Annotated in this window: 20 protein-coding genes; 5 read left to right on the forward strand and 15 right to left on the reverse strand. The window is 62.0% G+C overall.

Annotation, left to right across the window (positions count from 1 at the left end; genetic code table 11):
- Nucleotides 1-56: 56 nt before the first annotated feature.
- The 4 genes from SH292x_RS18245 to SH292x_RS18260 all read left to right on the forward strand — a co-directional run bounded on the left by SH292x_RS18245 (nucleotide 57) and on the right by SH292x_RS18260 (nucleotide 6,129).
- The gene (locus SH292x_RS18245; RefSeq protein WP_442482453.1) at nucleotides 57-2,606 is read left to right on the forward strand and encodes a hypothetical protein; all 2,550 of its coding nucleotides are present in this window, start codon (nucleotides 57-59) and stop codon (nucleotides 2,604-2,606) included.
- 125 nt (nucleotides 2,607-2,731) lie between these two features.
- Nucleotides 2,732-3,379, forward strand: coding sequence for a (d)CMP kinase (cmk, locus tag SH292x_RS18250; protein WP_442482454.1), 648 nt, complete (start codon nucleotides 2,732-2,734; stop codon nucleotides 3,377-3,379).
- Between the two features lie 76 nt (nucleotides 3,380-3,455).
- A complete protein-coding gene (locus SH292x_RS18255; RefSeq protein WP_442482455.1) occupies nucleotides 3,456-4,103 on the forward strand; it encodes a lysophospholipid acyltransferase family protein in 648 nt (215 codons plus the stop codon).
- Between the two features lie 868 nt (nucleotides 4,104-4,971).
- Nucleotides 4,972-6,129 (forward strand): S1C family serine protease, encoded by a 1,158-nt coding sequence (locus SH292x_RS18260; protein ID WP_442482456.1) that lies wholly within the window; start codon nucleotides 4,972-4,974, stop codon nucleotides 6,127-6,129.
- Nucleotides 6,130-6,131: 2 nt separating this feature from the next.
- On the opposite strand, the gene SH292x_RS18265 is transcribed toward SH292x_RS18260, so the two are convergent.
- From SH292x_RS18265 to folP, 8 genes are all read right to left on the reverse strand, one after another.
- Nucleotides 6,132-6,794: a 3-keto-disaccharide hydrolase gene (locus SH292x_RS18265; RefSeq protein WP_442482457.1), complete on the reverse strand. Its 663-nt coding sequence runs from the start codon at nucleotides 6,792-6,794 to the stop codon at nucleotides 6,132-6,134.
- A 90-nt stretch (nucleotides 6,795-6,884) separates the two neighbouring features.
- Nucleotides 6,885-8,291 (reverse strand): asparagine--tRNA ligase, encoded by a 1,407-nt coding sequence (gene asnS / locus SH292x_RS18270; protein ID WP_442482458.1) that lies wholly within the window; start codon nucleotides 8,289-8,291, stop codon nucleotides 6,885-6,887.
- Nucleotides 8,292-8,320: 29 nt separating this feature from the next.
- Complete coding sequence (locus SH292x_RS18275; protein ID WP_442482459.1) at nucleotides 8,321-9,829, reverse strand: divalent metal cation transporter; 1,509 nt, start codon at nucleotides 9,827-9,829, stop codon at nucleotides 8,321-8,323.
- Nucleotides 9,830-9,896: 67 nt separating this feature from the next.
- A complete protein-coding gene (locus SH292x_RS18280) occupies nucleotides 9,897-10,838 on the reverse strand; it encodes a sugar phosphate isomerase/epimerase family protein (protein ID WP_442482460.1) in 942 nt (313 codons plus the stop codon).
- Between the two features lie 39 nt (nucleotides 10,839-10,877).
- Nucleotides 10,878-11,927 (reverse strand): NAD(P)/FAD-dependent oxidoreductase, encoded by a 1,050-nt coding sequence (locus SH292x_RS18285; RefSeq protein ID WP_442482461.1) that lies wholly within the window; start codon nucleotides 11,925-11,927, stop codon nucleotides 10,878-10,880.
- Between the two features lie 267 nt (nucleotides 11,928-12,194).
- Nucleotides 12,195-13,259 (reverse strand): flagellar motor switch protein FliM, encoded by a 1,065-nt coding sequence (gene fliM, locus SH292x_RS18290; protein ID WP_442482462.1) that lies wholly within the window; start codon nucleotides 13,257-13,259, stop codon nucleotides 12,195-12,197.
- Nucleotides 13,260-13,299: 40 nt separating this feature from the next.
- Nucleotides 13,300-14,574, reverse strand: coding sequence for a glutamate-5-semialdehyde dehydrogenase (locus tag SH292x_RS18295; protein WP_442482463.1), 1,275 nt, complete (start codon nucleotides 14,572-14,574; stop codon nucleotides 13,300-13,302).
- Nucleotides 14,575-14,679: 105 nt separating this feature from the next.
- Nucleotides 14,680-15,573 (reverse strand): dihydropteroate synthase, encoded by an 894-nt coding sequence (folP, locus tag SH292x_RS18300; protein WP_442482464.1) that lies wholly within the window; start codon nucleotides 15,571-15,573, stop codon nucleotides 14,680-14,682.
- A 153-nt stretch (nucleotides 15,574-15,726) separates the two neighbouring features.
- Here folP and SH292x_RS18305 point away from each other — a divergent pair, with 153 nt between their 5' ends.
- The gene (locus SH292x_RS18305; protein ID WP_442482465.1) at nucleotides 15,727-16,041 is read left to right on the forward strand and encodes a hypothetical protein; all 315 of its coding nucleotides are present in this window, start codon (nucleotides 15,727-15,729) and stop codon (nucleotides 16,039-16,041) included.
- Between the two features lie 80 nt (nucleotides 16,042-16,121).
- On the opposite strand, the gene lptE is transcribed toward SH292x_RS18305, so the two are convergent.
- The 7 genes from lptE to SH292x_RS18340 all read right to left on the reverse strand — a co-directional run bounded on the left by lptE (nucleotide 16,122) and on the right by SH292x_RS18340 (nucleotide 24,126).
- Nucleotides 16,122-16,643 carry an LPS assembly lipoprotein LptE gene (gene lptE, locus SH292x_RS18310; protein WP_442482466.1) on the reverse strand — a complete coding sequence of 174 codons (522 nt, stop codon included), beginning with the start codon at nucleotides 16,641-16,643 and terminating at the stop codon, nucleotides 16,122-16,124.
- A 47-nt stretch (nucleotides 16,644-16,690) separates the two neighbouring features.
- Nucleotides 16,691-18,076 carry an outer membrane protein assembly factor BamD gene (gene bamD / locus SH292x_RS18315; protein WP_442482467.1) on the reverse strand — a complete coding sequence of 462 codons (1,386 nt, stop codon included), beginning with the start codon at nucleotides 18,074-18,076 and terminating at the stop codon, nucleotides 16,691-16,693.
- 122 nt (nucleotides 18,077-18,198) lie between these two features.
- On the reverse strand, nucleotides 18,199-18,801 hold the full coding sequence (locus SH292x_RS18320) for a DUF456 domain-containing protein (protein ID WP_442482468.1): 603 nt from the start codon (nucleotides 18,799-18,801) through the stop codon (nucleotides 18,199-18,201).
- A gap of 189 nt (nucleotides 18,802-18,990) precedes the next feature.
- Complete coding sequence (locus SH292x_RS18325) at nucleotides 18,991-20,289, reverse strand: hemolysin family protein (RefSeq protein WP_442482469.1); 1,299 nt, start codon at nucleotides 20,287-20,289, stop codon at nucleotides 18,991-18,993.
- Complete coding sequence (gene ybeY, locus SH292x_RS18330; protein WP_442482470.1) at nucleotides 20,286-20,777, reverse strand: rRNA maturation RNase YbeY; 492 nt, start codon at nucleotides 20,775-20,777, stop codon at nucleotides 20,286-20,288. The genes SH292x_RS18325 and ybeY overlap by 4 nt, the downstream gene beginning before the upstream one ends.
- A gap of 115 nt (nucleotides 20,778-20,892) precedes the next feature.
- Nucleotides 20,893-23,163, reverse strand: a complete 2,271-nt coding sequence (locus tag SH292x_RS18335; RefSeq protein ID WP_442482471.1) for an HD family phosphohydrolase — start codon at nucleotides 23,161-23,163, stop codon at nucleotides 20,893-20,895.
- A gap of 24 nt (nucleotides 23,164-23,187) precedes the next feature.
- Nucleotides 23,188-24,126: a PhoH family protein gene (locus tag SH292x_RS18340; RefSeq protein WP_442482472.1), complete on the reverse strand. Its 939-nt coding sequence runs from the start codon at nucleotides 24,124-24,126 to the stop codon at nucleotides 23,188-23,190.
- Nucleotides 24,127-24,182 lie beyond the last annotated feature (56 nt).

Below are 24,182 nucleotides of genomic sequence, written 5' to 3' on the forward strand. Positions count from 1 at the left end.
TGCCGGTTGGCCCGAACGGTTCCGACTTTGACGAGTTTTCCACCCTTCCGAGTGCCATGCCCCTCGTTCAAACCACCCTAGCCCTTCCCGGCGAGTCGCTGGCCGACCTGTCGCCCCAGCTCGCCGGCCCGCAGGCCGCCAATTTATTGGCCCTGTGGACCTCGCTCTGGCACCCCAGGCTGCTCGTTGAAACCCGCCAATTACCGGGTACCGCGGCGGTGGACACCCTGGTCGACGTGGGCCGCGAGCCCGACCAATTGTTGCTGGTCCCCGCGGTCGCCCAGTCGCACCTCACCGATCCCTGGGAGCCCGACGACCCGTGGATACCTCGCCTCCAACAGTTCGGCCGGCGGAGCGAGGTTATTTCCCGCATCGCCGAGGCCGTGGAAATCGACCTCCCGACCGATCCCGCGGTCACCGCCGACTTCTACGCCCTGGGTTTCGCCTACCTGCAGATGGAACTCCTCACCCGGTCGATGCGCTACGACCGGATGACCTCGCTCGACTCGCTCCGGACCGCCGTCGTGGAGGCGGCCGACGCCCGCCTGGCTGGGGACGAAGCCACCGCCACCGACCGGCTGGTCGCGGCGTACGACCAGTTGATGCAGAACCGCAATCACTACTACCCCATCGATTTCCACCTGATCGACCTCTCGCTCACCGCCCCGTCGACGCTGGGCGAGGCGTTCGCCCAAGAGTGCCGCACGGCCGACAAGCTGAATGTCCTGGTGACCGCCGAGGTGCTCGACACCCTGGGGAACCAGCACCCGGACTCGCTCCAAGCCCTTCGCGAGGCGATCGACGAGGGGCGGGTCGGCCTATGCGGCGGAACCACGGCGGGCGGCTCGCTCGCCGAACTCTTGCCCGAACAGCTCCTCGCCGAACTCCGCGGCGCCCAAGACAACGCCAAGGAACACCTGGGCGAGCCAATGCGTGTGTTCGCGAGCCATTCCGGTCCCTTCGCCCCGCTCGCGCCGGGCATGCTTTATCGGCTTGGCTACCACGCGGCGGTGCTGAGCAACTTCGCGGGGGGACCGATGCCGCCGGGCTCCAGTTGCCGCACCACCTGGACCGCGCTCGACAACCAGACCATCGAAGGCCTCGCCGCCCAGCCGATCGACGCCGGCAGCGACTCGGCCATGCTCGGACTGTCGCAGGTGATGCAGCAGTCGATGAATTACGACCTCGCGGCGTCCTTATTAGTGGTCGGTTGGCCCGGTCATCGCACCGAGTGGTACGACGACCTCCGCCAAGTCACCAAGCGAAGCCCGCTCCTCGGCCGGCCGATCACGCTCGAAGATTATTTCGAAATTACCTCGTCGCACGACTACGCCGGCACGATGCCCGCCGACGACTACCCTGCCCCGGCGGCTGCGAAGGGCCAGCCGGAAACTCTGCCCCAAACGCCAGACGCAACGGACTTCGTCGCCCCCCTCGCCCAGTTCGCCGGCGCGGACGGAACCACGTTCGAATCTCTCGCCAACCTGCTTGGCACGAGCGATGTCTCGAATTCATCCGACGAGCCGGCCGCCGGCGCGCTGTGGCTCAACGCCTCATCCGTGCCTCGCGTGCTTTCCGGTGGCGAGCTCCCAGCATTCGGTTGGTTGTGGCTCCCACGCATGGTGGCGGCATTGCCCCGCTGCGAAGACGGTGCCCTGCACAACGAAGTGATGGACGTGGTGTTCGATCCAAGCACTGGCGGCATCTCGGCAACGCGACTGCACGCCAAGCGCGGCAATCGCATGTCGCAGTACTTGGCTGTCGCGCCGATCGGTCCGCAAGGAATCGCCGCGGGCCTGCAACTCGCCGTGGATGGCTGGCGGGTGGTCGAGTCGGGCGACGAGCGTGGAACCCTCGCCAGCACTTACCGCGTGGTCGATCGCGATGGCAAGACACTCGCGAAAGTCGAACAGCGGACCACCCTCGCCCGCGAGTCGCACACTCTGAGTATCGAAGTCGACTTCGAACCGACCTCCGACCGCGCAAGGCATTGCGCCGTCGCTAGTCGCATCGCGGTGCCCGACAAAGACTCGCTCCTCACACGCGGGCTTGGCGGAGTCGATCTCGAGACCCAGCGGACACGTCCTCGTGCCGAGTGGGTTGGCATCCTGAGTGCTCGCTCGCCGGTCGCCGTGCTGTGCGATCGCGTGCGGTCGCACCGTTGGCATAGCGACCGGATGCTCGACACGACGCTCGTCGAGGCCGCTGGCGAAAACACCCGCGCTCGCCTAAGCTACGAGGTCGATTGCCGGTACCCGGCCGAGGCGTTCGCGGCGTGGCAAAACCCGGCCCTTTTGGCAAGTTTGCCCGCAGCCGCTCCCACCCAAACCACGGGCTGGTGGCTTCGCATCGGGGCCGCCAACGTCACGGCAACGCACTTGGCCACCGAACAAACCGAGGTCGGCCAAGTCCTGCGCGTGAGACTGTTGGAAACCGCCGGTCGACCCGTCTCGACCTTGCTTGCCGCGTGGCGACCGATCGTCGAAGCACAACTTGTAAATTTCCGAGGCGAACCCGACCAACAACTGGCCATCGAATCTGGAGACGCACGAGTCGCCATGGCCCCCTACGAGTTCCTAGAAGTGATGTTACTAGTGAGCAATTAGCCGTTTTGGCGCTAGCCACGGTTCGTGAGTAAGTGAGTAAGTGAGTAAGTGAGTAAGTGAGTAAGTAGAACCCCCAGCCTCTAGTCCCCAGCCCCTCAGCCCCCCGGTTCCCTCCCCCCTCCCCCATGATCGTCACCATCGATGGACCTGCCGGAGCTGGTAAGAGTAGCGCTGCCCGCGCGCTCGCGAGGCGATTGGGGTTTCACTTCCTGGATACCGGCGCGATGTACCGTGCCGTGGTGTTCATGGCTTTGGAGCAAGGCGTGGAGCTCGACGACTCCGACGCCCTCGAACGCGTCGCTGCGGGACTCGACATCGAGTTGAGTGATGACGCCGTGCTGGTCGATGGCCGCGATGTTACCCGCGCGATTCGAACCGTCGCCATCACCTCTGCCACTCGCTACGCGGCCGACCATCCGAACATTCGCGCTCGGCTCGTTGAACTCCAGCGCGCGGCGGCCGAGGGCCAGGACTTCGTGACCGAGGGACGCGATCAAGGTTCCATCGTGTTCCCCGACGCCGAGTGCAAGATCTTCCTCACCGCCAGCGAGCGAGTCCGTGCCGAGCGGCGGTACCACGACCTGATGGCTCGCGGCGAAACGGTGACCCTCGAAGAAGTTTTGGAGAAACAGCACGAGCGCGACGAGCGCGACGCCACCCGCCCCATCGGCGCCCTCATCCAAGCCCCCGACGCCGTGGTGCTCAACACCGATGGCATGTCGCCCGACGAAGTGGTCGACCGCCTCTACGAGATCGTCCAGCAGCATAAGTGATCCATCGCCTCGGCAGTGCTTCTTATCAGTGCTTTTCATTGGTCATTGTTAATTCGTAATTGGTCATTCGCATCGCATGTATAAACGCTCGCTTCCCAAGCTCCTGTACTACCGAGCGGCCCAATGGGCCCTGGGAGGCTTCTCGCGTTTGTACTTCCGCGTCAAAGTTCGCGGCGTCGAGCACGTCCCCGCCACCGGCCCGGTCGTGCTGCTCGCCAACCACCAAAGCCATCTCGACCCCGTGATCGTAGGGAGCTTTCTCCCCCGACCCATCGGCTACCTGGCCCGCGACACCCTGTTCACCGGCGTGCTCGGCCCCCTGATTCGGGCGATCGATGCGATTCCGATCGACCGCGACGGCAGCGGCCTCGCAGGCTTGCGCGCGACGCTCAAACGTCTGAAGCAAGGCGATGCCATTCTCCTATTCCCCGAAGGGACCCGGAGCGAAGACGGACAGCTTCAACCCCTGAAACCAGGCTTCATCGCCCTCGTCCGCCGTGGCCACGCGACCGTGGTCCCTATCGGCATCGCGGGTAGCTACGAGGCGATGCCCCGCGGCAAGAGCCTCCCCTCCCCCAAACCGATCGGCCTGGTCTGCGGCAAAGCTCTCACGCCCGCCGAACTCGAGAACCTCGACGACGACGCCCTTCTGGACCTCGTCTCCGAACGCCTAGCCACCTGCCTAGCCGACGCCCGCCGCGTCGCGGGCTACAGCCTGGCGTAGTTGTGCGTGGAGTTCTACTCAGCCTCGTTCCCACGCTCTGCGTGGGAATGCATGCTTGGCCGCTCTGCGGCCGTTGCGAGGAAGGACCGCGGAGCGGTCGCCCATGTGTTCCCACGCAGAGCGTGGGAACGAGTGTAGACACGGGGCAACTTTCCCCCCATTTTCCTCAGAATCCTCGGTCCGAAAGCTATTTCCAACAAAATGTACAAATGTTCCAAAAAGGGACTAGAAAGTACTCGCGCCCATGGTAGGTTGAGACCATGTAGGCCGGATCAAGCGGAGCGCCGATCCGGCAATGAACGCTGAAAACAAAGGAAAAACTCGCCTCCATAGACCAAGCAGCACTTGTCATTCAGAGGGAACCTTAGGCGACCGAAGAATCTCGCCCCTGAGTGAGCCCCGTAGCATGGCCGCCCCGGCCGTGTCTCACGTGGTACTCGATCCCATCACACGGCCGAGGGCGGACATGCTACGCGCTTCGCGTGAGCGACTTGGTGGACGACCACAAATCCAACACGCCAAGCGCCCGATCGGCGCTCCGCTCGATCCGGCCTACATGCCCCCCAGTAAAGTCGCACCTGCGGGTTACCCCTGCGACATTATCCTGAAACAAACTCTCAGACGACTTGCCATAAACCATTCACACACAACCACTTACAACGCACACCCAGGCCCCGACTGCCTGAGTAAAGTCGCACCCATTGAAATAATCGTGATGTGCGACTTTAACCCACTTGGGAAATCGCCACGGCCCTAACGGGCCCCGCTCGCCCGCGCGAACGATTTTTCCGATGGCGACGTATTATTAGCATTCCGCAGCCAGGAGGCTGCCTAGATTCATTCGTTCCACCAACCCATCCACACTGCCATGTCCCGCCATATTCTGATGCCCGCCGGCTGGATTCTCACGGGAGTCCTCGCCACCACGCTTTACTTCCAGCAGCACCAAGGCTCACCTGCCGTGCTTCCGCAAGCCGCCTCGCTGGTCATGCCCGCCGCGGTGGAGTTTCCGTCGAACACCGGCGAACAGGCTCCCGCCGAGTACACGCCCGAAGAGCAGTCGAACATCCACGTTTACGAAATCGCCAACCGCAGCGTCGTGAACATCGATACGCAAACCGAACAGATCGACCCCTTCTTCATGCGACGTGTCCCCGGAGCGGGTTCGGGCTCGGGCTCGGTACTCGATAAGGAAGGTCACATCCTGACCAACGCCCACGTCATTGAGAACGCCAAGGCCATCGAAGTGACCCTGGCAACCGGCGAGAGCTACCACGCCGAGCTCATCGGGCAGGATCGCGAGCACGACATCGCGGTGCTAAAGATCGACGCCCCTAGCGACGAACTCTACCCGCTCGAACTGGGCCGCAGCGATGGGCTGCGCGTGGGCCAACACGTCTACGCGCTTGGTAATCCGTTTGGTCTTGAAGGTTCGCTGACCAAAGGAATCATCTCGAGCCTCAACCGCTCGATCGAAGGACGTACGGGTGGCGAGATGAAGTCGCTCGTTCAGACCGACGCCGCGATGAATCCTGGTAACTCAGGCGGACCGCTGCTCGATTCGGCAGCGCGAATGGTTGGCATGAACGTCGCCATCGCCACACGCACCGGTCAGAGCGCGGGCGTTGGCTTTGCGATTCCCGTGAACCGCATCGCCGCGATCGTCCCCGAGCTGATCGCCCACGGCCGCATCGTCCGCCCCGACCACGGCATCCTGCGTTTACGCGAGTTTGCGGGCCGCGGCGTGAAGATCGAAATCATGCAACCCGACGGTCCCGCCGAGAAAGCTGGATTGCAAGCGATCGTCCAGGTCGAAGTCCGACGCAAGGGTGGCATCGCCTACCAAACCCGAACCTCCGACGTCTCGCGAGGCGACTGGATCGTAGCCGTTGACGACCAACGGATCAAAACCGCCAGCGACTTCCTCGCAACGATGGACGGCTACAAACCGGGCGACCAGATCACGCTGACCATCGTCCGCGCGGGCGAGGAGCTCCGCGTGCCCCTAACGCTTGGCGCGAGCTGAGGTTAGTCCAGCTCCGCGATCCGAATATCGCGGTACTCCATCGCCATGTCGCGATCGGGGTGGAGCTGGATGCCAATAGGCCCGCGCTGTTTGGCGGTCTTGGAAGTGTAGTTGAGGACCAATTTGCCATTGAGCCAAACGGTGTACGTAGGGCCCATCGCGACGATGGTCATCGAGTTCCAGTCGTCGAGCTTCAACAGCTCGGCGACTCCCTCGGCTTCCTTCGGGTAGCCTTTTCCCGGAATGTAAGGAGAACCCGTTAGATCACGCTTGAGCGACCCCGACTCGCCGATCTGAATCTGATCGTGCTTACCCCGCATGAAGATGCCCGAGTCGACGGTCCCTTCGCCCATCTTGAACTCGAACTGCATGACGAAGTTGCCATACTCTCTATCCGTGAACAGGTTGGAACCCTTGCGCCCAGGATCGCTGCGAACTTCGAGCAAGCCGTCTCTAACCGCCCACCACTCGTTGTTCTCCGGCACTACCCAACCCGTGAAGTCCTTGCCGTTGAAAGCAAGCGGAAGTTCTTCCGCCGGGGCAAGAGCCGAAACGCAAACAAGGGACAGCAGCAAGGTACCACGCAGATTCATTCGTGTTTCTCCCGAGAGCAGAAAGTCTTGCGAAGAACTCGTCACGGCTTGTGGCAAGATCGTCGCGGACATTGTAACACGACGCGCAAGCGGATTGCTTCCTCGCGGTGGAGCGTCCGACGTTTCGCGAGCGACTGTCCGAAAAAATGGTATCGGCAGGTGCTAGAACTCCGCGTTTCCGGGAGTTCGGGGGAATGGAATTACGTCGCGGATGTTCGCCATGCCGGTGACGAACTGTACCATTCGCTCCAGCCCCAAACCAAAACCAGCGTGGGGCACCGTGCCAAACTCGCGGAGTTCGCGATACCACCAATAGTCGTCGAGGTTGAGGTCCTGGTCACGCATACGGGCTTCGAGAACGTCGAGTCGATCTTCGCGCTGGCTTCCGCCGATGATCTCGCCGACGCCCGGCGTCAGGACATCCATCGCCCGCACCGTCTGCCGACCGGGCTCGCAGTCGTCGTTGACCTTCATGTAGAACGGCTTAATCGCTGCCGGGTAGTTGTACAGAATCACCGGCGCGCCGAAGTGCTGTTCGGTAAGCCATCGTTCGTGTTCGGCTTGGAGGTCGCTGCCCCACTGGACGGGGAACTCGAACTTCTGCCCCGACGTAGTGAGCAGCTCGATTGCTTCGGTATAAGTAACACGGTGGAACTCGCCCGCCGTGACCTTCTCAAGCCGGGCGAGCGTGGTGTTGTCGATTCGCTCCTGGAAGAACTCCATGTCTTCGCCACAATCGGCGAGCACGTCGGAGACGATCCGCTTAAGGAATCGCTCGGCCAGGTCCATGTTGTCGGTGAGTTCGTAGAATGCGACCTCGGGTTCCACCATCCAGAACTCGGCGAGGTGCCGCGAGGTGTTGCTATTCTCGGCACGGAAGGTGGGGCCAAACGTATAGATTTTTCCCAGCGCTGTGGCGTAGATCTCTCCCTCGAGCTGTCCCGAAACGGTGAGATACGCGGCGCGTCCGAAGAAGTCTTTCGCGTGGTCCACACCGCCCGCCGGCGTGCGCGGAGGCTTATCAGGATCGAGCGTAGAGACGCGGAACATCTCGCCCGCCCCTTCGCAGTCGCTCGCGGTGATGATGGGAGTGTGGATCCAGAGAAAGCCTTCCCCCTGGAAGAACTCGTGAATCGAGCGGCAGATGCGATTGCGAACTCGCATTACCGCGCCGAACGTGTTGGTCCGCGGGCGAAGGTGCGCCCACTCGCGGAGCTTCTCCATGGTGTGCCGCTTCTTCTGAAGCGGGTACTTCTCGGGGTCGGCGAGTCCGTGGACCACGACGCTCGCGGCGTGGATCTCGGTCGCTTGCCCTTGCCCTCCCGAGGCTTTCACTTCGCCTTCGACGGTGACACTCGACCCCGCCGACAGGTGCTTGATCTCGTTCTCGTAATTGGCGAGCGAGCCATCGGCGATCACCTGAATGTTGCCGAGCGACGAGCCATCGTTCAGCTCCAGGAAGCTAAACCCACCCTTCGAATCCCGCCGCGTTCGAATCCACCCCGACAGTCGCACCTGCTTACCAATGGTGTCCGGCTTGCGAGCATCGTTAACAGAAAGTCGGTCCATCAGTGGGGGTTCCATCGGGTCAGGTGGGTTTACTCAGTTGCGTCTTCGTCGACGGCGGAAGGCTCGGGTTCGACGGGAGCCGTTGGTGCGGCGCTAGTGTCCTTCATCAGTGGATCGATGACGCGGGACTTCACTTGGATCACCGCTCCGATCGTCGCCATGGTCAGGGCGGCCACGAGGATCAAGTTGAACACCAGCCGTCCAACGCCATGCCCCACCGCATCGCCAATGTAACTCCGCTTGTTGTTCATGATCAAGAACAGCAAGTACGCGACCGGGAGCATGCTAAAGCAAATCGCCGAGGCGAAAATGGGGAACCAAATCGGCAAGGCCGTGAAAACACCGATAATGCCAATAGCCGGGGTCATCGCGGACAGCCGGAAACGCCATTTGGTGTACTCGAGACCGAGCATCTCGCACCAAGTGAAACCGCACACCACCATGTGAGCGCTAATGGCACCACAAGCCATTCCGATGAGACCTAGGTCGAACACGATACGCCCCATGCGTTCGCCCATTACTCCTTGCAACGAGGCAGCTGCATCCAGAGGCTTTAGATCGGAACGAACCAACTCGCTTCCAGGGATGTGAACGCCGCTGACGGTCATGGCGAGCATGATCAGCGAAGTCACCAGCACGAACGGCAGGAACATGGACATCCCGAGGTCCCAGCGCGCGAGCTTCTTATGGTGCGGTCCCCAGCCCTTGGCAAGCAGTGAGTAGGGGTAGAGGAACGTCATATTGATACCGACGGCGGCACCCAGCATGCCCAGTACCAGTGTTGTGGACCCCTCCGCTTCGGGAATGCCATAGTAGCCGGTGAATCCGCGAAAGACTTCCAGCCATTCAATCTTGTTGAAGTTGGCGACCACAACAACACCAAAGGCCAGGATTACCAACCCAATCATGCAGCGAAGAAACCATTCGTAAAGTTTCACGCCCCACGCGCTCCCGCCGTAGCTAAAAGTGGTGGCCATATTCACCAGCAGGATCGTAATACCAGCGACCAAGCCGACAAGGAGTCCCGCATTTGTGTAGCCCAAACTAAGCCAACTCGCTGTGCCTTCGGCGGCGTACGACTGCACGCCCGCAAGATCGGCGAGGTCGCGCGCAGCGCCCGCGACCAGACCATACTGTGGAAAGTGCCAGACCACCGAGGCGACAATCGTTCCGAGCGCCCACAAGAAGACAAGTATCCGGCTTGTCTCGCGGCCAAATGCCCCATAGGGACGTTCTTGAGTTGTCAGCACGACGTTGCTTAGGGCCGCCATCATGCAGACGCCGAGAAACATGGCGACCGGTTGTATCCACAGCAGCTTGTAACCAAATGAGGCACCAGCCACGACACTCGCCGCAGCACTACCCGCGCCCAGGGTCATCGCGCTTTGCAGCAAGCCCGGGCCGGTACGCTTGATGTAGCCTCCAACCCGGGAGAAGAAAGGGCGTCGATCGAGGGCGTCGAGTTCGGCGATTTCGGCTTGGACTCGCGCTGGGTCCCACTTTGCCGTCATCGGCAAGCCTTTGGATTCGTCCGCCATGGCCGATATTCCCTCTGTAACGTGTTGGTGAGAAGTTGATTGCGTCGCGAATGTTAGGCTTGGCAGGCTAGCTGACCTTTGCCAAGCACTCTTTCATGTAATTGATGCTGTCGATCGCCAGCTTCTCCGGTCCCGGTGTGTAGTCGAACACTTCGACCGACACCCACTTGTCGTAGTTCACCTCGCGAAGCGCCTCGAAGATCGGCACGAAGTCGAGTTCGCCGAAGCCGGGGCCCTGAAGATTCGGGTCGTTGGCATGGAAGTGGCCGAACCAATCTTTATAGCGACGGATCACGTCGGGAATCGGCTCGGGCTCCATCGCCCACATCGCCTTGCAGTCGATCATCATGCCGACCTGCGGCGAGTCGACCATCTTGGCTAGGTGAACTCCACTGTGCGCATCGAGCAGGAAGTTTGTTTCCCATGGGGAGAGCGGCTCCATCAAGATCTTCACCTTCGTCTCTTCGAGCACCGGAATGGCATCCGTCAGCGTGGCCGCGGCGTTTTCGTACGCCTGGACCAGACTCATCGACTGAGGCCGACTTCGCTGCATGGGCGAGCCGAAGATCATGACGCCGCCACCAAGTTCGCGGCACAGTCGTGCCAGCTCGCCAAGGTACACCGACGTTTTCTTTCGCACGTCCTTATCGTCCGTCGTCAGATTGAACCCCTCGGTCTTCGACAGGATCCAGTGCAGGCCACACACCTCGATGCCCGCGGCGTCTGCCGCTTTGCGGAGTCGTGTCCGCTCAGCCGCAGGGATCTTGGTCACGTCCGTGTTGAGCGTAAACGGCGCGACCTCGACACCCTGGTAACCGCATTCGGCGGCGAAATCGAAAATCTTCTCTTGCGGCCACTTGAGGTCGAAGAAGGTCTCGTTGCAAATGGCGAACTTCATCGCGCTCCCCCCCTTGGCCTGTTCCGCCGGTGCCGATCGAGGCAGCGTTACCGTTGCCGCCGCCAAAGCCGCGGCACCCTTCAAGAAATCGCGTCGCGTTGCTGGAACCATCTCGAACCCCCTGTGAAAAATTGCCCTCACGCCCCGTGCTTAGTGGAGCCCCAGTGCCGCGAGCCAACGCTCGGCGTCGAGTGCCGACATGCAGCCCGTGCCCGCGGCGGTAATCGCTTGACGGTAGTAGTCGTCGGCCACGTCGCCCGCGGCGAATACGCCTTCGACGCTAGTATTGGTGCGGAACGGCACCGTCCACTTTAGGTACTTCTTGTCGGTCATCTCGAGTTTGCCCTCGAGGAACCGGGTGTTCGGCGTATGACCAATCGCGACGAACATGCCTCCGACTTCGACCTCGCGGTCGGGCTCGCCAACCGTGGACTTGAGTCGCACGCCGGTAACGCCGGCGGTGTCGTCGCCGAGCACTTCGCCGACTTCGGTGTTCCAGAGGATGTCGATCTTGGGATTGTTCTTCGCACGCTCGGCCATGATCTGCGAGGCGCGAAGCTCATCGCGGCGATGGACCAAGTAGACGGTGCTCGCGAACTTCGACAGGTAATCGGCTTCTTCGACGGCGGTGTCACCACCACCCACTACGACGAGCGGCTTGTTGCGGAACCGGGGGAGTGCGCCATCGCACACGGCACACGCACTGACACCGTGGTTCTTGTACTTGTTCTCGGATTCGAGACCCAGGTAATTCGCCCGAGCACCGGTCGCAATGATCACGGCTTGGGTTTCGATCCAGTCGCCCTCGGAGGGCTTGAGGCGGAATGGACGCTTCGAGAAGTCGACCTCGACGATGTCGTCGGTCACGATGCGAGTGCCGAAGTTCTTCGCCTGCTTGCGCATCAGGTTCATGAGCTCGGGCCCGCTGCACCCTTCTTTCTGATGCATGTCGGCGAGCCAGGCGTTGTCCTCGTCGAGGGCGTCGCGCAGGTAGTGGCTCATGTCGCCGGCGGGGAAGCCCGGATAGTTCTCGACCTCGGTGGTCAGGTTGAGCTGTCCCAGCGGCAACGTGCCATCAATGCGGTTCGATTCGGTGATGGCCCCTTCGAACACCAACGGCTCGAGGCTCGCACGAGCGGTGTAAATGGCGGCAGCCCAACCAGCAGGGCCACTGCCCACGATCACAACTTTCTCAGGCACTATAACAATCCTCTACGGGAGGCGGCGGGATAGATAAGCCCGTATTATAGGAGCGGAAAGTCGCGGGGTAAACAATGGGCGCATCGATCGACCGCCTGTCAGAGTTTGCGGAATCGGCGGTCGGGGAATTTGGGGTGCGGAGACCGCAAAGATGGGTTGATCTGGAGAATCGCGGATTCCGTCAACCGTCCACACACTCGCTGAGGGTGCCGCTTGCCCCAATGCTTCGCGGTGGCAGGTGTGCCTCCGGCTATTGAAGTATGTGGCCTACTTCCCCTTCGCCACCGCCGGGTAATCGTCTCCGATCGCGACGTGGTACTCTTCGATCTCGTCCATCACGCGGATCGCCTTGCGGCCTTTGAACGCTCCGACCGTGGTAGTGAACTTTGGTTGGCCTTCGACCCGGAGCACGAGCGGCGTGTGGACGTCCTTCTCGGTGGTAACGATGTCGCCGACGCGGAGGTTCAACAGGTCGGCGGTCGAGATGTTCGTGTCGGCGAGGTCGACCACCAGCTCGACCACGGCTTGGCCAATCTGGTCGGATAGTTGCTGGATCGATTCGCGTGTGGCCGGGCGTTTGCTGATGGCAACCCAGCTATTGGCACTCAGCTTGTTGCCGATGCGTTCGATGGAGTTGAATGGAATGCACAGATTCATCATGCCGCGGACGCTGCCGACGGTCAGCTCGAAGCTGATGAGCACCACCACTTCGTTCGGCGGGACGATCTGCACGAGCTGCGGGTTGCTCTCCACGCGGTCGACGCTCAGTTCGAGCTCCAGGACGTTCTCCCAAGCCCGGTGCATCTCCTTGAGAAACAGGTCGGTGATGCGGCGGACCAAGCGGAGTTCGATTTCCGTCAGCGGACGGCGGGCGGCTGGTGTGGGAGTGTTGCCACCTCCCAACAGCCGATCGATGATTGGAAACAACAACGACGGGTTGATGTCGAGAATCAACTGGCCTTCGAGCGGATTGGCCGTGATCAAGTTGAAGCAGGTCGGGTTCTCGAGGCTGAACACGAACTCGCTGTAGGTCAACTGGTCGACGCTGGTAAGCTTCACTTCGACGATCGAACGCAATAGCGCCGATAGACCCGCGCCGAAGTTACGGCCGAAACCCTCGTGCATGGTTTGCAACGCCCGCATCTGCTCCTTGCCGACGCGCTCGGGGCGTTTGAAGTCGTACGGAGTAATCTTTTCGCGAGGCCGCATCGGTGCGGGCGCAGCAGCACGCGGGGCTGGTGCCGTGGCGGTGGCGGTAGCCGTGGCGGCAGCGGTGACCTTCGCCTCGCTCAGCAGGCTTTCGACTTCTTCTTGACTCAGCATGTCGCCCATGTTGCTAATCCATTAGCGCTAGGGGAAAACTGGAACTTGGTTATCCGCGGACCTGTCCGGTGCCTTGGACAATGTATTTGTAAGTGGTCAGCTCTTCGATGCCGCAGGGACCGCGGGCGTGGAACTTGTCGGTGCTGATGCCAATCTCGGCACCCAGGCCAAACTCGCCACCATCGTTGAACCGCGTGCTGGCGTTGACCATCACCGCCGCGCTGTCGACTTCGCCAGTGAACCGCCGAGCCGATTCGAGACTGCGGGTGACGATGGCGTCGGTGTGGTGCGAGCCATATTTGTTGATGTGGGCGATGGCTTCGTCGAGCGAGCCGACGACCTTCACCGAAATCAGCGGGCCGAGAAACTCCGCGGCGTAGTCGGCCTCGGTCGCTGGTTGCGCCCCGGCGATCAGCGCGCGAGACTTGGGACAGGCTCGCATCTCGATGCCGTGCTCGGTGAGTGCTTTGCCAATGCGGGGGAGGAATTCGCTCGCGATGTCGGCGTGCACCAGCAGCGACTCGCACGCGTTGCACACGCCCATCCGCTGGCACTTGCTGTTGACGATGATCGCCTCGGCCATGTCGTGGTCGGCGTCCGCGTCGACGTACACGTGGCAGTTGCCATCGAAGTGCTTGATCACCGGCATTGTCGCTTCGGCTACGACCCGGCGGATGAGTCCCTCGCCGCCGCGGGGAATCGCGACGTCGATCAGGTCGTTCATCTTCAGGAAGTGACCAACGGCTTCGCGGTCGGTGGTGCTGACGAGCTGCACGGCGTGTTCGGGTACGCCATGTTCGGTGGCAGCTTGAGCCAAGAGATCAACGATCGCGCGGCTCGAATGCATGGCTTCTTTGCCACCGCGAAGGATCACCGCGTTGCCGGCCTTCGCACAAATCGCGGCGGCGTCGGCCGTGACGTTCGGGCGCGACTCGTAAATGAAGAACACCACGCCGAGCGGGCAGCGAACCTTGTCGATCTTCAGGCCGTTCGGCCGCACGGTGGAATGGATCACGCTGCCAATGGGATCGGGGAGCGCGGCTACGTCTTCGAGCGCGCTGGCGATGTCCTCGATGCGATCGGGCGTTAGTCGCAGGCGATCAATCGCGGCGGCGGAGAGTCCGTAGCCCGGCGCGGCGGCGATGTCCTCGGCATTGGCGTCGATCACTTGTTGGGCGTTCTCGCGCAGTAAAGCCGCGGCACCGCGTAGCCAAGCGATCTTCGTGGCACCATCGAGCGACGCCATCGCGCGCGACGCATCCCGCGCCTGTTCGGCGACGGTGAGGGTGTAGGTGGCGAGGTCGGGTTCTTGGGTGGTCGGCATTCGACTTTTCAATCGATAGAGAGAGGGGCGGGGAGTATCGTGAGTTTCCGGCGGCCGGTCAACCGAACTTGTGCTAGCAATAGTGCCCCTCGCGGCGGGCGAGGTTCACGCCAGCCCGCCGGTCGCGGCAAACGCTAGCACCGCCTCGCGGGCCGGGCAGACATCGTGGACGCGGATGACCTGCACGCCCTGGCGAGCGAGCGACAGGGCCGCTCCGATCGTCGCGGCGTCGCGGTTGGACTCGGCGTCTCCTACGATTTTACTCAGAAATCCCTTCCGCGAGTGCCCCACCAGGAGCGGACAGCCCAAATCGTGAAACTGCCGGCACTCGGTCATCAGCGTCAGATTGTGCTCGTGCGTCTTCCCGAACCCGATGCCGGGATCGAGACAAATCCGCGACAAATCAACGTCCGCAGCCATCAGCACGTCGCGGCGGATTCGCAGGTAGTGGTGGATCTCGCCCACGATGTCGTCGTATTGCGGGTTGTCCTGCATGGTCTGCGGGGTGCCCTGCATGTGCATCGCACAGACACCAACGCCGGTCGCCACGACCAGCGGCAGCATCGCCGGGTCGCCTTCCAGGCCGGTGACATCGTTGACGATCTCCGCCCCCGCATCGATCGCCGCGCGGGCCACCGAGGCTTTGCGGGTGTCGATGGAAATGGGAATCGAGACCTCGCGCGCCAGGTGCTCGATCACCGGCAGCACACGGCGAAGCTCTTCTTCTGCATCGACCTCGTCGGAGTAAGGCCGAGTGCTCTCGCCCCCAATGTCGAGGATGTCGGCACCTCCTTCGACGAGCGCGAGGGCCTGTTCAATCGCCGGCCCCGGCTCAAAGTACCGCCCGCCATCCGAAAAACTATCGGGCGTGACGTTCACAATGCCCATCCACAACGGCAGCGGCGGAAGCGCAAGCGTCCGCGTACGCAGCCGCCACTCGTTCGCGCGGGGCGCGACGGGGCGGATGGGAAACGACGAGGGGGCGAAGGGGTTTTGCATGGGGTTTAGGATATCGCGCGACGGGCGAAGATGGCAACGTTCGGGGCACTTCCTGTCGTTTCAACGACACTCGCGGTAAAATGTCGGCACGTGAGCACCACTCAGATATGCGTGAATTCGCTTGAGATCGGACCGAATCGCAGAGCACAATCCATGTCGAATTACACCAAACCCAGCGAACTCGCCAACCACCTGTTGTTCCTCGGCATGATCGACGCCGACTTCAAGGACGAGTTTGGCACAACAACCGAGAGTGCGTTTGCCGAGGCCTACGATGCGCTCGAACACTTTATCGAGCTGACGCCGTCGGAAGTTGGCAAGGGGAAGCTAGAGGAGTGCATTCGCAACCTGCACACCGCCTTTAAGTTCTTGCAAGACGGTGACGATAGCGGGGCGGGTGAGCTTATACGGGAGACGGAAGAGCTGTTCAAGAAGTACGAAGCGTACATTGTCGTCGCAGACGAGTAAGGCCTGCGTGAGCCACGAAGACCGAGCAGGATCAAGCTCCGGGCGCTGCTTTCCTGGAAGAGGCGCTTCCGGCTCGCCTCTCACCAAGCTTCTTCCATCGAGCCCACGATCTGCTGGGCCATGCGTTCGATGGCGATTTGTTGGCTCGACGAGACAGTCTGGCCCACCGCGGGGACCATGATCGAGGTCTGGCTTAGAAACTCGGGCGGGATCTCGATGAACTGGGGGGCGGCCGCGAAGCCCGAGCGGCGGTGGTTGACGTACACCACTTCGGCCGTCAACTGGTTCTGGCTGGCGCGGACCGCGTCGAACGGATCCTCGGCCACCACGCGGCGGATGTCGTCGTGCAGCCGAACGGTGAGCACCGCGTCGGCCGCCGGCGAGGCGATCACCTTATAAGGCGTCTTCGTCTCGATCTCGTTGACCACCGCTTCGGTCAGACGTTCGCCCAAATCGCGGCGGTAGCTATCCGACTCGATCATCGGCACGTACACGGTCTGCACGTCCGGCGCGTAGAGCGACTCGCTCCCCATGCGATAAGCGGAGCAGCCCGCCGATTGCACGGCGATTGCCAGGATCAGGAATGCCGTCGCACGTAGCATGGAATAACGAATCGGGTTCGGAGACCCCTCCCACATTGGAGAATCGATTAGCGAAGGATTGTCCCTTCGCCCTCTTCCTTCGGCGCGTCGTTGTCGCCACGCGAATCGCGGAGTTCGGGGACGCGGGCGACACGGGTCCGTTCGGGGTTCTCGGGGAACATGTCGATCAGCCACTTCGCGGGTTCGGTCGGCACGTTCGGTTCTTCGGCGATGGCGGTGAGCTTTTCACGAGCCTCGGCGGCGAGCTCTGTGTCCGGATTCTTTTTGATCACTTCGGCCAGGTGAATCTTCGCGGCACCATAGTGGCCCGTGTTCTCGTAGTGACTCGCCATGGTCATGTCGCGATCGACGATAGCGCGGGCGACTTGGTTCTGGGTTTCTTGCAGTCGCTCGCGTTCCTCGGCGCTCAGGCGGCGGCCGAACTGCGAGCCTAGCTGCGAGGCGAGCTTCTTGGCTTCCTCGAGCGGCTTGCCATCGTATTCGGGACCCTGGTACTTGCGAAGTTTCGCTTGCAAGCCGAGCAGATGGGCCTCGAACTGGAAGTCGCTGCGTGGGTATTGCTGACGCAGGAGTTCGTAGTAGTGGTCGGCGTCGTTGTAGCGATTCGTGCGGAAGTAGATCCCCGCGATCGCCATGATCGCATCGTCCGCTCGTGGACCCGTGGGGTCGTAGAGCTGGATGTTCTCGTAGGTCTTGATCGAGTGACCGAGCGTGTCGAACCAAGGCCGGGTCTTGTCGATGCCATTGGGGGTCATCGGCGTGTCGGGGTGCTTGGTTTCGTAGTTTTCCCAGTACTGCCCCATCGCCCACATCCGCTCGATGATGTTGTCGACTTGGCCCGAGTTGGGATGTTTCTCCATCAGCTCGACGTACTTGTCGCGGGCGTCGATGTAGCGGTCGTCGTAGAAGTAGCAGTTGGCCTCCTGGTACATGGCCTGCTGCTCGACGGTCGAGTTGGGCCACCGCTCTGCGGCTTCCTTGTACTTCTTCGCCGCGCGAGAGTACTTGCCCTCGGCGTACAGCTTGTCGGCTTCGGTGTAGGCGTCGCGGGCCTTCTGCTGGTTGGGGCCCAGGCCCACAACGGACTTCGCCTTCTCGTACTGGAGCTTGGGATCGAGGCCCGGCAGCAGGCCTTCGGGTGCCTTGTCGTCCTCGTTGTGCACCAGCGCCTCTTCGGCCATCGGCGCGTCCATTGGCTGGCCACGCTTATCGAAGTAGCCCGGCACGCCTTCGACCTGATAGCCCATGCCCTGCACGTAGGTCGCTTTTTTCTGGTTCTTCTTCCACCATTCCGCGGTGCCCGGCTCCGCGGTGCTCGCGAACGACGGCATGCTTGGCATGCTCGGCATCTGCGCAGGAAGCGATGCGCAGCCGATCGTCGTGGCTAGTACGCACCCAAGGACACTGAGGAAGATTTTTTCGAGGCGAGTCATGTATTCTGCGAACCATCGGTTGAAGGACCGAAGCGCGGCCGACACCGCCGGCCACAAGACGAGGCGGCGGAGGGTAGGCCACAGGTCGCAGGAGCGTCAAGTGCAAACCGTCGCGAGTGCTATCATACTTGGTTCTCGAATAGCCCCGACCAAGCCTGGTCGGGGTTCGCAGGCGCACTTTCGATTGCCGGAACGGCTTCCAAATCGCTTGGAACGGGGAACGCATAAATCACGAGCACCACCAGCATGATGGTACCAAATACCAGCTTGCTGAGCGCCCCCCAGAAGCGTCCCTTCGCGGCACCAACGGCGATGTGGCCGGCCTGCTCCATCGAGGTCTTACCGCTGGTGAGCTCCAGCACGCCAGCCCCGATCGCCGCGCCGAGGATCGCCCCCAGAATGGGACCAACGACAGGAATAGGAACTCCGACGATGCCACCCGCAATGCCACCCACGGCGGCACCGACGATTCCCCGCCAACTACCTCCCGCGCTCGAGCTACCCGCCGCACCGGCTAGAAACTCGAATATCTCCGAAGCGAGCGCAAGGACCGCTAGCACGGCAACCACCTGCCAACCAAGCACCGCGTCGCCCGCCGCCAGCGTGTAGCCGACCGCAGCCGCGACCATGAGCCAGAGCCCCGGCAAGCCAAACACGCTGATCACCAGCCCCGCTGCGGCGATGACGATGAGCAGCAGGTAGTAGAACAGGATGAGCCAGTACATAGGAGACGGGTAACTTCAGTTGGAAGATGGGAATCGGATAGAGAGCTTCATACCACGCGAGAGCTCACCACGGAATAAGGCGAGCCGGGAGCGTAAGCGACCGGAGTTAGGCGAGTGACGGGACTTTCCTCCGGTCGCTTACGCTCCCGGCTCGCCAAACGAAGGCCTGAGCTGCGTTGGTGATTTGTCCTACGCACTTTCACGCGTGCCGGCGGAGAGGCGCTCCAGGCGCACTCGGTCGATGCGGCGGCGGGTGGCTTCGATGACGGTGATCTTCAGAAGATCGTTCCACACGAGCGACTCGCCCACCGCCGGGACGCGGCCGAACTCACTGAAGACGAACCCACCAATGGTGTCGAAGTCGCCATCGTCGGGCAGTTCGATGTTCATCGCCGCATTGACTTCGTCCACCGGTGCCCGGCCGGCGGCTTCGAACACGTCCGGTTCCTTCTGCTCGATGACCTCTTCGACGTCCTCGTCGTACTCGTCGACAATCTCGCCTACAATTTCTTCGAGCACGTCTTCGATGGTCACGAGGCCCGTCACGCCGCCGTACTCGTCGAGCACGATGGCGATGTGGGTTCGTTCTTGCTGGAACATCGACAGCAGATCGTCCACCGCCTTGGTCTTCGGCACGAACAGTGGCTTGCGAACCAAGTCGCGGATCGGCGTGCGGGGTTCGCTGGGGTCGCGAATCAACTCTGGGATCAGGTCCTTGATGTACAGCACGCCGATGATGTCGTCGCGGTTGGTATCGTACACGGGGATGCGCGTGTGCCCCGCCTCGATCACGTCGGCCATCAGTTCGTCCCACGACATCTCGACGTGCACCGTGTGCATGTCGGTTCGCGGTGTCATGATTTCGACCACGTCGGCGTCGGCGAGTTCGATCACCCCCTCGATCATCTCGCGGGCTTCGATTTCCAGCAGGCCTTCGCGCTGGCCCTCGGTGATCACGGTGCGAATTTCTTCTTCCAGCGATTCTTCGTCGAGCTGCGGGGCGTCGCGGCCAATCACGCGGTGCAACACCGTGTCCAGCAGCTGGGCGAAACCAACGATGGGGCTCGCCAGGACCGACAGCACCGAGAACAGCGGCCAGCAGTAATACAGCACGTGGGCCGAGAACAACCGCGACGTGGTCCATGGCACCGCGACGCGGATGAACATCAGGATCAGCCCCAGCACCAGCGCGTGTCCGACCACGGTGGTCCACGCGAGTGGCAGCTCGAGTCCCTCCTTCGCCCATGCCCACGCCACGGACCCGACCGTAAAAGTCGTAGTCGCGAGCACCACCAGCACGTCGAGCGCCAGGGCCACGCGGTCGTGCGAGCGAAGCACTTCGCCAAACAGATCGACGTCGTTGTGCTTTTCGCACAGTTCGCGGAGTTCGTGGCGTGAGAAGCCGCGCAGCACGCGGGTGCCGATGGAAAGGAAACACACCAGGGCGGCACTGACGATGGCCACCGTCAGTAGCGGATCGAGCGTCACCGCGTGGGTTCTCCTTCACAGGGGGGAAGCTCGGTGGGATAGACCAGCGACTCAATTCGGGCGTGATCTATTTCGAGCTCGGCGAGCCAGTAGGCCTCGGCCTGTCGCATCTTTTGGGCTTTAGCTTCGGTCTTGTCGTCGAGTCCGACGAGATGGAGCATGCCGTGCACCACGTACAACAGCAGTTCGTCGACGGCCCGATTGCCATACTCCTGGGCGTTGGCGATCGCCGTGGCTGTGCTGACGATGATCTCGCCTTCGAGCATTCCCCCCGGAGCCGAAAGCGGAAAGCTGAGCACGTCCGTTGGGTAATCATGGTCGAGATGCTCGCGATTGAGCACCTGCATCTCGTCGTCGTCCACTAGCGTGATGCTGATGGCCGCCGCCGTGTGCCCCGCGCCTTCGGCGATCTTGCGACACGCCTCGGTGACGAGGTCGGTGTCGATTTCTAAGAGGTCTTGGCGACTGGTGATCGCGATGTCGATCATCGTTCCGTGTTGTTAACGTTACAGTTTATCGCAGTGGCTAGGAGGCAGCTGTCGAATAATTGGCGATTCTCACATAGCCCCGACCAAGCCTGGTCGAGGGTTTGGAGTTGTCTTCTCAACCTGTCTTCGCGCTCTTCTCCGCAGGGTAGCGAACGCGGCCGTGGTAGACGGCGGTGAGCGATTTGACCAAGCTGTCGCCTATTTTACGCACTTCTTCGAGCGTTAGTCCACACTCGTCGAACTGCCCATCCAGCAGACGCTTGCGAGTGAGTTCTTCCACCAGGTTCTCGATGCGTGACGGCGTCGGTTCCACCAGCACCCGGCTAGCGCTTTCCACCGCGTCGGCCAGCATCAACACGCCGGCTTCTTTCGTTTGCGGCTTGGGGCCCGGATAGCGGAACGAACTTTCGTCCACTTCGCCCGCGTCGGGATTGTTCTCGCGGCGATCGGTCGCCTGACGGTAGAAGTACTCCACCAGCGTGGTGCCGTGGTGCTGCTGGATGAAATCGATGATTGGCTCGGGCAGACGATTCTGCCGGGCAAGGTCGGCACCGTCTTTCACGTGCGCAATGATCACCAGCGTGCTCATCGCGGGAACCAGCGAGTCGTGGCGGTTGCCGCCCGAGCTTTGGTTCTCGATGAAATACCCCGGCTTGAGCATCTTGCCGATGTCGTGGAAGTACGCACCGACGCGAACCAACAGGCCGCGTGCGCCAATGGACTCGGCCGCCGCTTCGGCGAGCGAGGCGACGTTGATCGAATGGTTGTAGGTGCCCGGCGCCCGGCGAACGAGTTCTTGCAGCAGCGGGTGAGCGGGGTCGCCAAGCTCCAGCAAACTGAGATCGGTTTGGACGTTGTACAGCTTCTCGACGAGCGGCAGGATGCACGTCATCAGCGAGCCGGCAATCACTGCCCACAGCGCGAGCCATAGCGCGACATGCAGCGTCGGCAGGAACGGATCGCCGGCGAGCGTACCAACGCCAATGTTCGTAAAGAACGCCACCCCGGCGGCGACGAAACCAACGCTCAACAGCTTGCTCCGCGTCCGCACCGAGTCGAGCACGATGATCGCGCCCGCAGTGGTCGCGATCAGCACGAGCGCCTCGTGCAGATCGGTGCCCGTGGACATCACGGCGATCAGCGTCACCGCGCTCGAAAGTAGCAGTGCGAGTGGCTGCGAATACGCCACGGCCATCGTCATGCCAAAGAGCAACAGCGGAATGACCTCCGCCTGGCGGTGATAGCGGAACGTCAGCGTCATCAGCGCGACGGCCATTGCCACCGTCGCCAGGACGCCCACAAATCGACCGAGTTCACGAAGAATGCGAGGGTCCAGCTTGTAAATATAGAAGCCGCACAACGTATAGAGCGCGAGGTACATGCCGAACGTAGCGGCCGAGTGCGATACCCGCGTCTGCCACGTCAGGTTGTTCATCTCCTGCTTGTACCCGGCTTCGATGAGCGCGAAGTCGGCATCCGAAATCGGTCGGCCGGCCCTGGCCAGCGTGTCCCCCGCTACGATCTCGCGCATCACGGGGCTGGCGAGCACCTCTTGCGCTGCCTTCTCGCGTTCAATGCGAGTGGCCTCTTCGTTGAGCGTCAGCGTCGCGGGGAGGTCCGAAAGTCGCGCAAACACCTTGGTCGCAAGGTCCAGCGAAGGCAGCTCCTGCTGCAACCGCCGCTGCAACTGGTCCCGCACGTTGACCAGCAGCACGTCGTTGATCTGCTTTTGATCGGGGAACTCCTTGCTATCGGGCTGCTGGATCAGGATGTTGGTGCTGGTCGCCAGGTCCTCGCGCGGCAGCTCCTTGAGAATTCCCCATTGCTCGAGTGGCTTGAACACCGTGTTGAGCGCCGCGTCGATCTTTTTGCCCGTGTCGTCGTTCAGTTGCTTCTTGAACGCCACGAACTGCTCGACCTGCTCGGCCTCGGTGGGGGCAGGCGTTCCTTCGGCGAGCACCGGTTGGTAACTCTTCCAAATCGCGGCGTCCGCCGCGTCGAGCGATGCCGCACCCGCTAGCTGAGCGAGCTCGTTCAGCACGCGATTCTTCAGCTCGATGATCGGCTTGGGATTCTGTGTGTAGACGGCCGTCGCGGTGTCGGCGGCTCGCTGTACGGCGCGGGCGGTCTCTTCCTCGTTGACTACCGAGAAGTTAGTCCGGGCGACCACGTTGCGGTGGGGAATCTCGCCCAGGTGATAGTCGAGTGGCGGGGCCCAGCTCGCGGTAATGACCCACAAGAACACGGCCACCAGCGCGCAGATCGCCAATCGCAACAGCACCGGCCCACGCCGCAGATTGTGTAACAGCGCAGCCAATCGGCCCGGCGGTAATTCCACCGCGGCGACGCGTTCGCTACGTGTTTTTCTGGGTGTGGGGGATGACATGGACTAGCCTGGCGTTCGTCGCCGTTAACCGGTTCCTTCCTCGTACGCGCGGACAATCTCCGCAACCAGCCGATGCCGCACGATGTCTTCTCGCGAGAGGATCACTTGAGCGCAGCCCGAAATGTGCTTGAGCCGCGCGATGGCGTCGGTCAGACCGCTGCGAGTATGCGACGGCAAGTCGACTTGCGACGTATCGCCCGACACCACGACTTTGCTGTTCTGACCCATGCGGGTGAGGAACATCTTCATCTGCGAGACGGTCGTGTTCTGAGCCTCATCCATAATGATGAAGGCATTATTCAGCGTACGACCACGCATGTAGGCAAGCGGCACCACTTCGATGATGTCGTCGGCCATGTACCGCTTCACTTGATCGTAGTCGATCATCTCGCCCAGCGCATCGAGCAGCGGGCGAAGGTACGGGTTGATCTTCGACAGCAAGTCACCGGGCAAGAAGCCCAGGCTCTCGCCGGCTTCAACCGCGGGGCGGACCAGCACGATCTTGCGAATCTGCTGCGCCTTGAACGCTTCGATCGCCGTGGCGACAGCGAGATACGTCTTACCGGTACCGGCCGGGCCGATGCAGAACACGAGGTCGTGGTTGCGAATCGCCTCGACGTACGCTTCCTGGCCCGGCGTCCTTGGACGGACGGTTCGGCCGGCGTGCTTCACGTCGACGGGGCGGGAGTTGAGTTTGTGCGACTTGCCCACGACGTTGCCGATGATCTCGTCGACGCGGTGGGGCATCAGCGCGCCCTCGCTCGCAATCGCCGAGCGCATCTGCTCGAAGATGGCCGTGGCGTGCAATACAGCGCTCTCGGGACCGCTGAGGTGGATTTTGCCACCGCGCGTGGAAATCTTAGCCTCGGTCGACTCGCGAATGCGGCGGAGATGCTGGTCCGACGTTCCGAATAGGAGGATGAGCTGCTCGGGGCTGCCGACCGGGATGGATGCTTCTATCATCTAGATCGCGTCAGCACACTGGCTGCCGCGCGTGGGTCTGAAATCATTCGAGCCCC

The organism is Aeoliella fuhlenseeensis, from assembly GCF_052161615.1.
GTDB lineage: Bacteria > Planctomycetota > Planctomycetia > Pirellulales > Lacipirellulaceae > Aeoliella.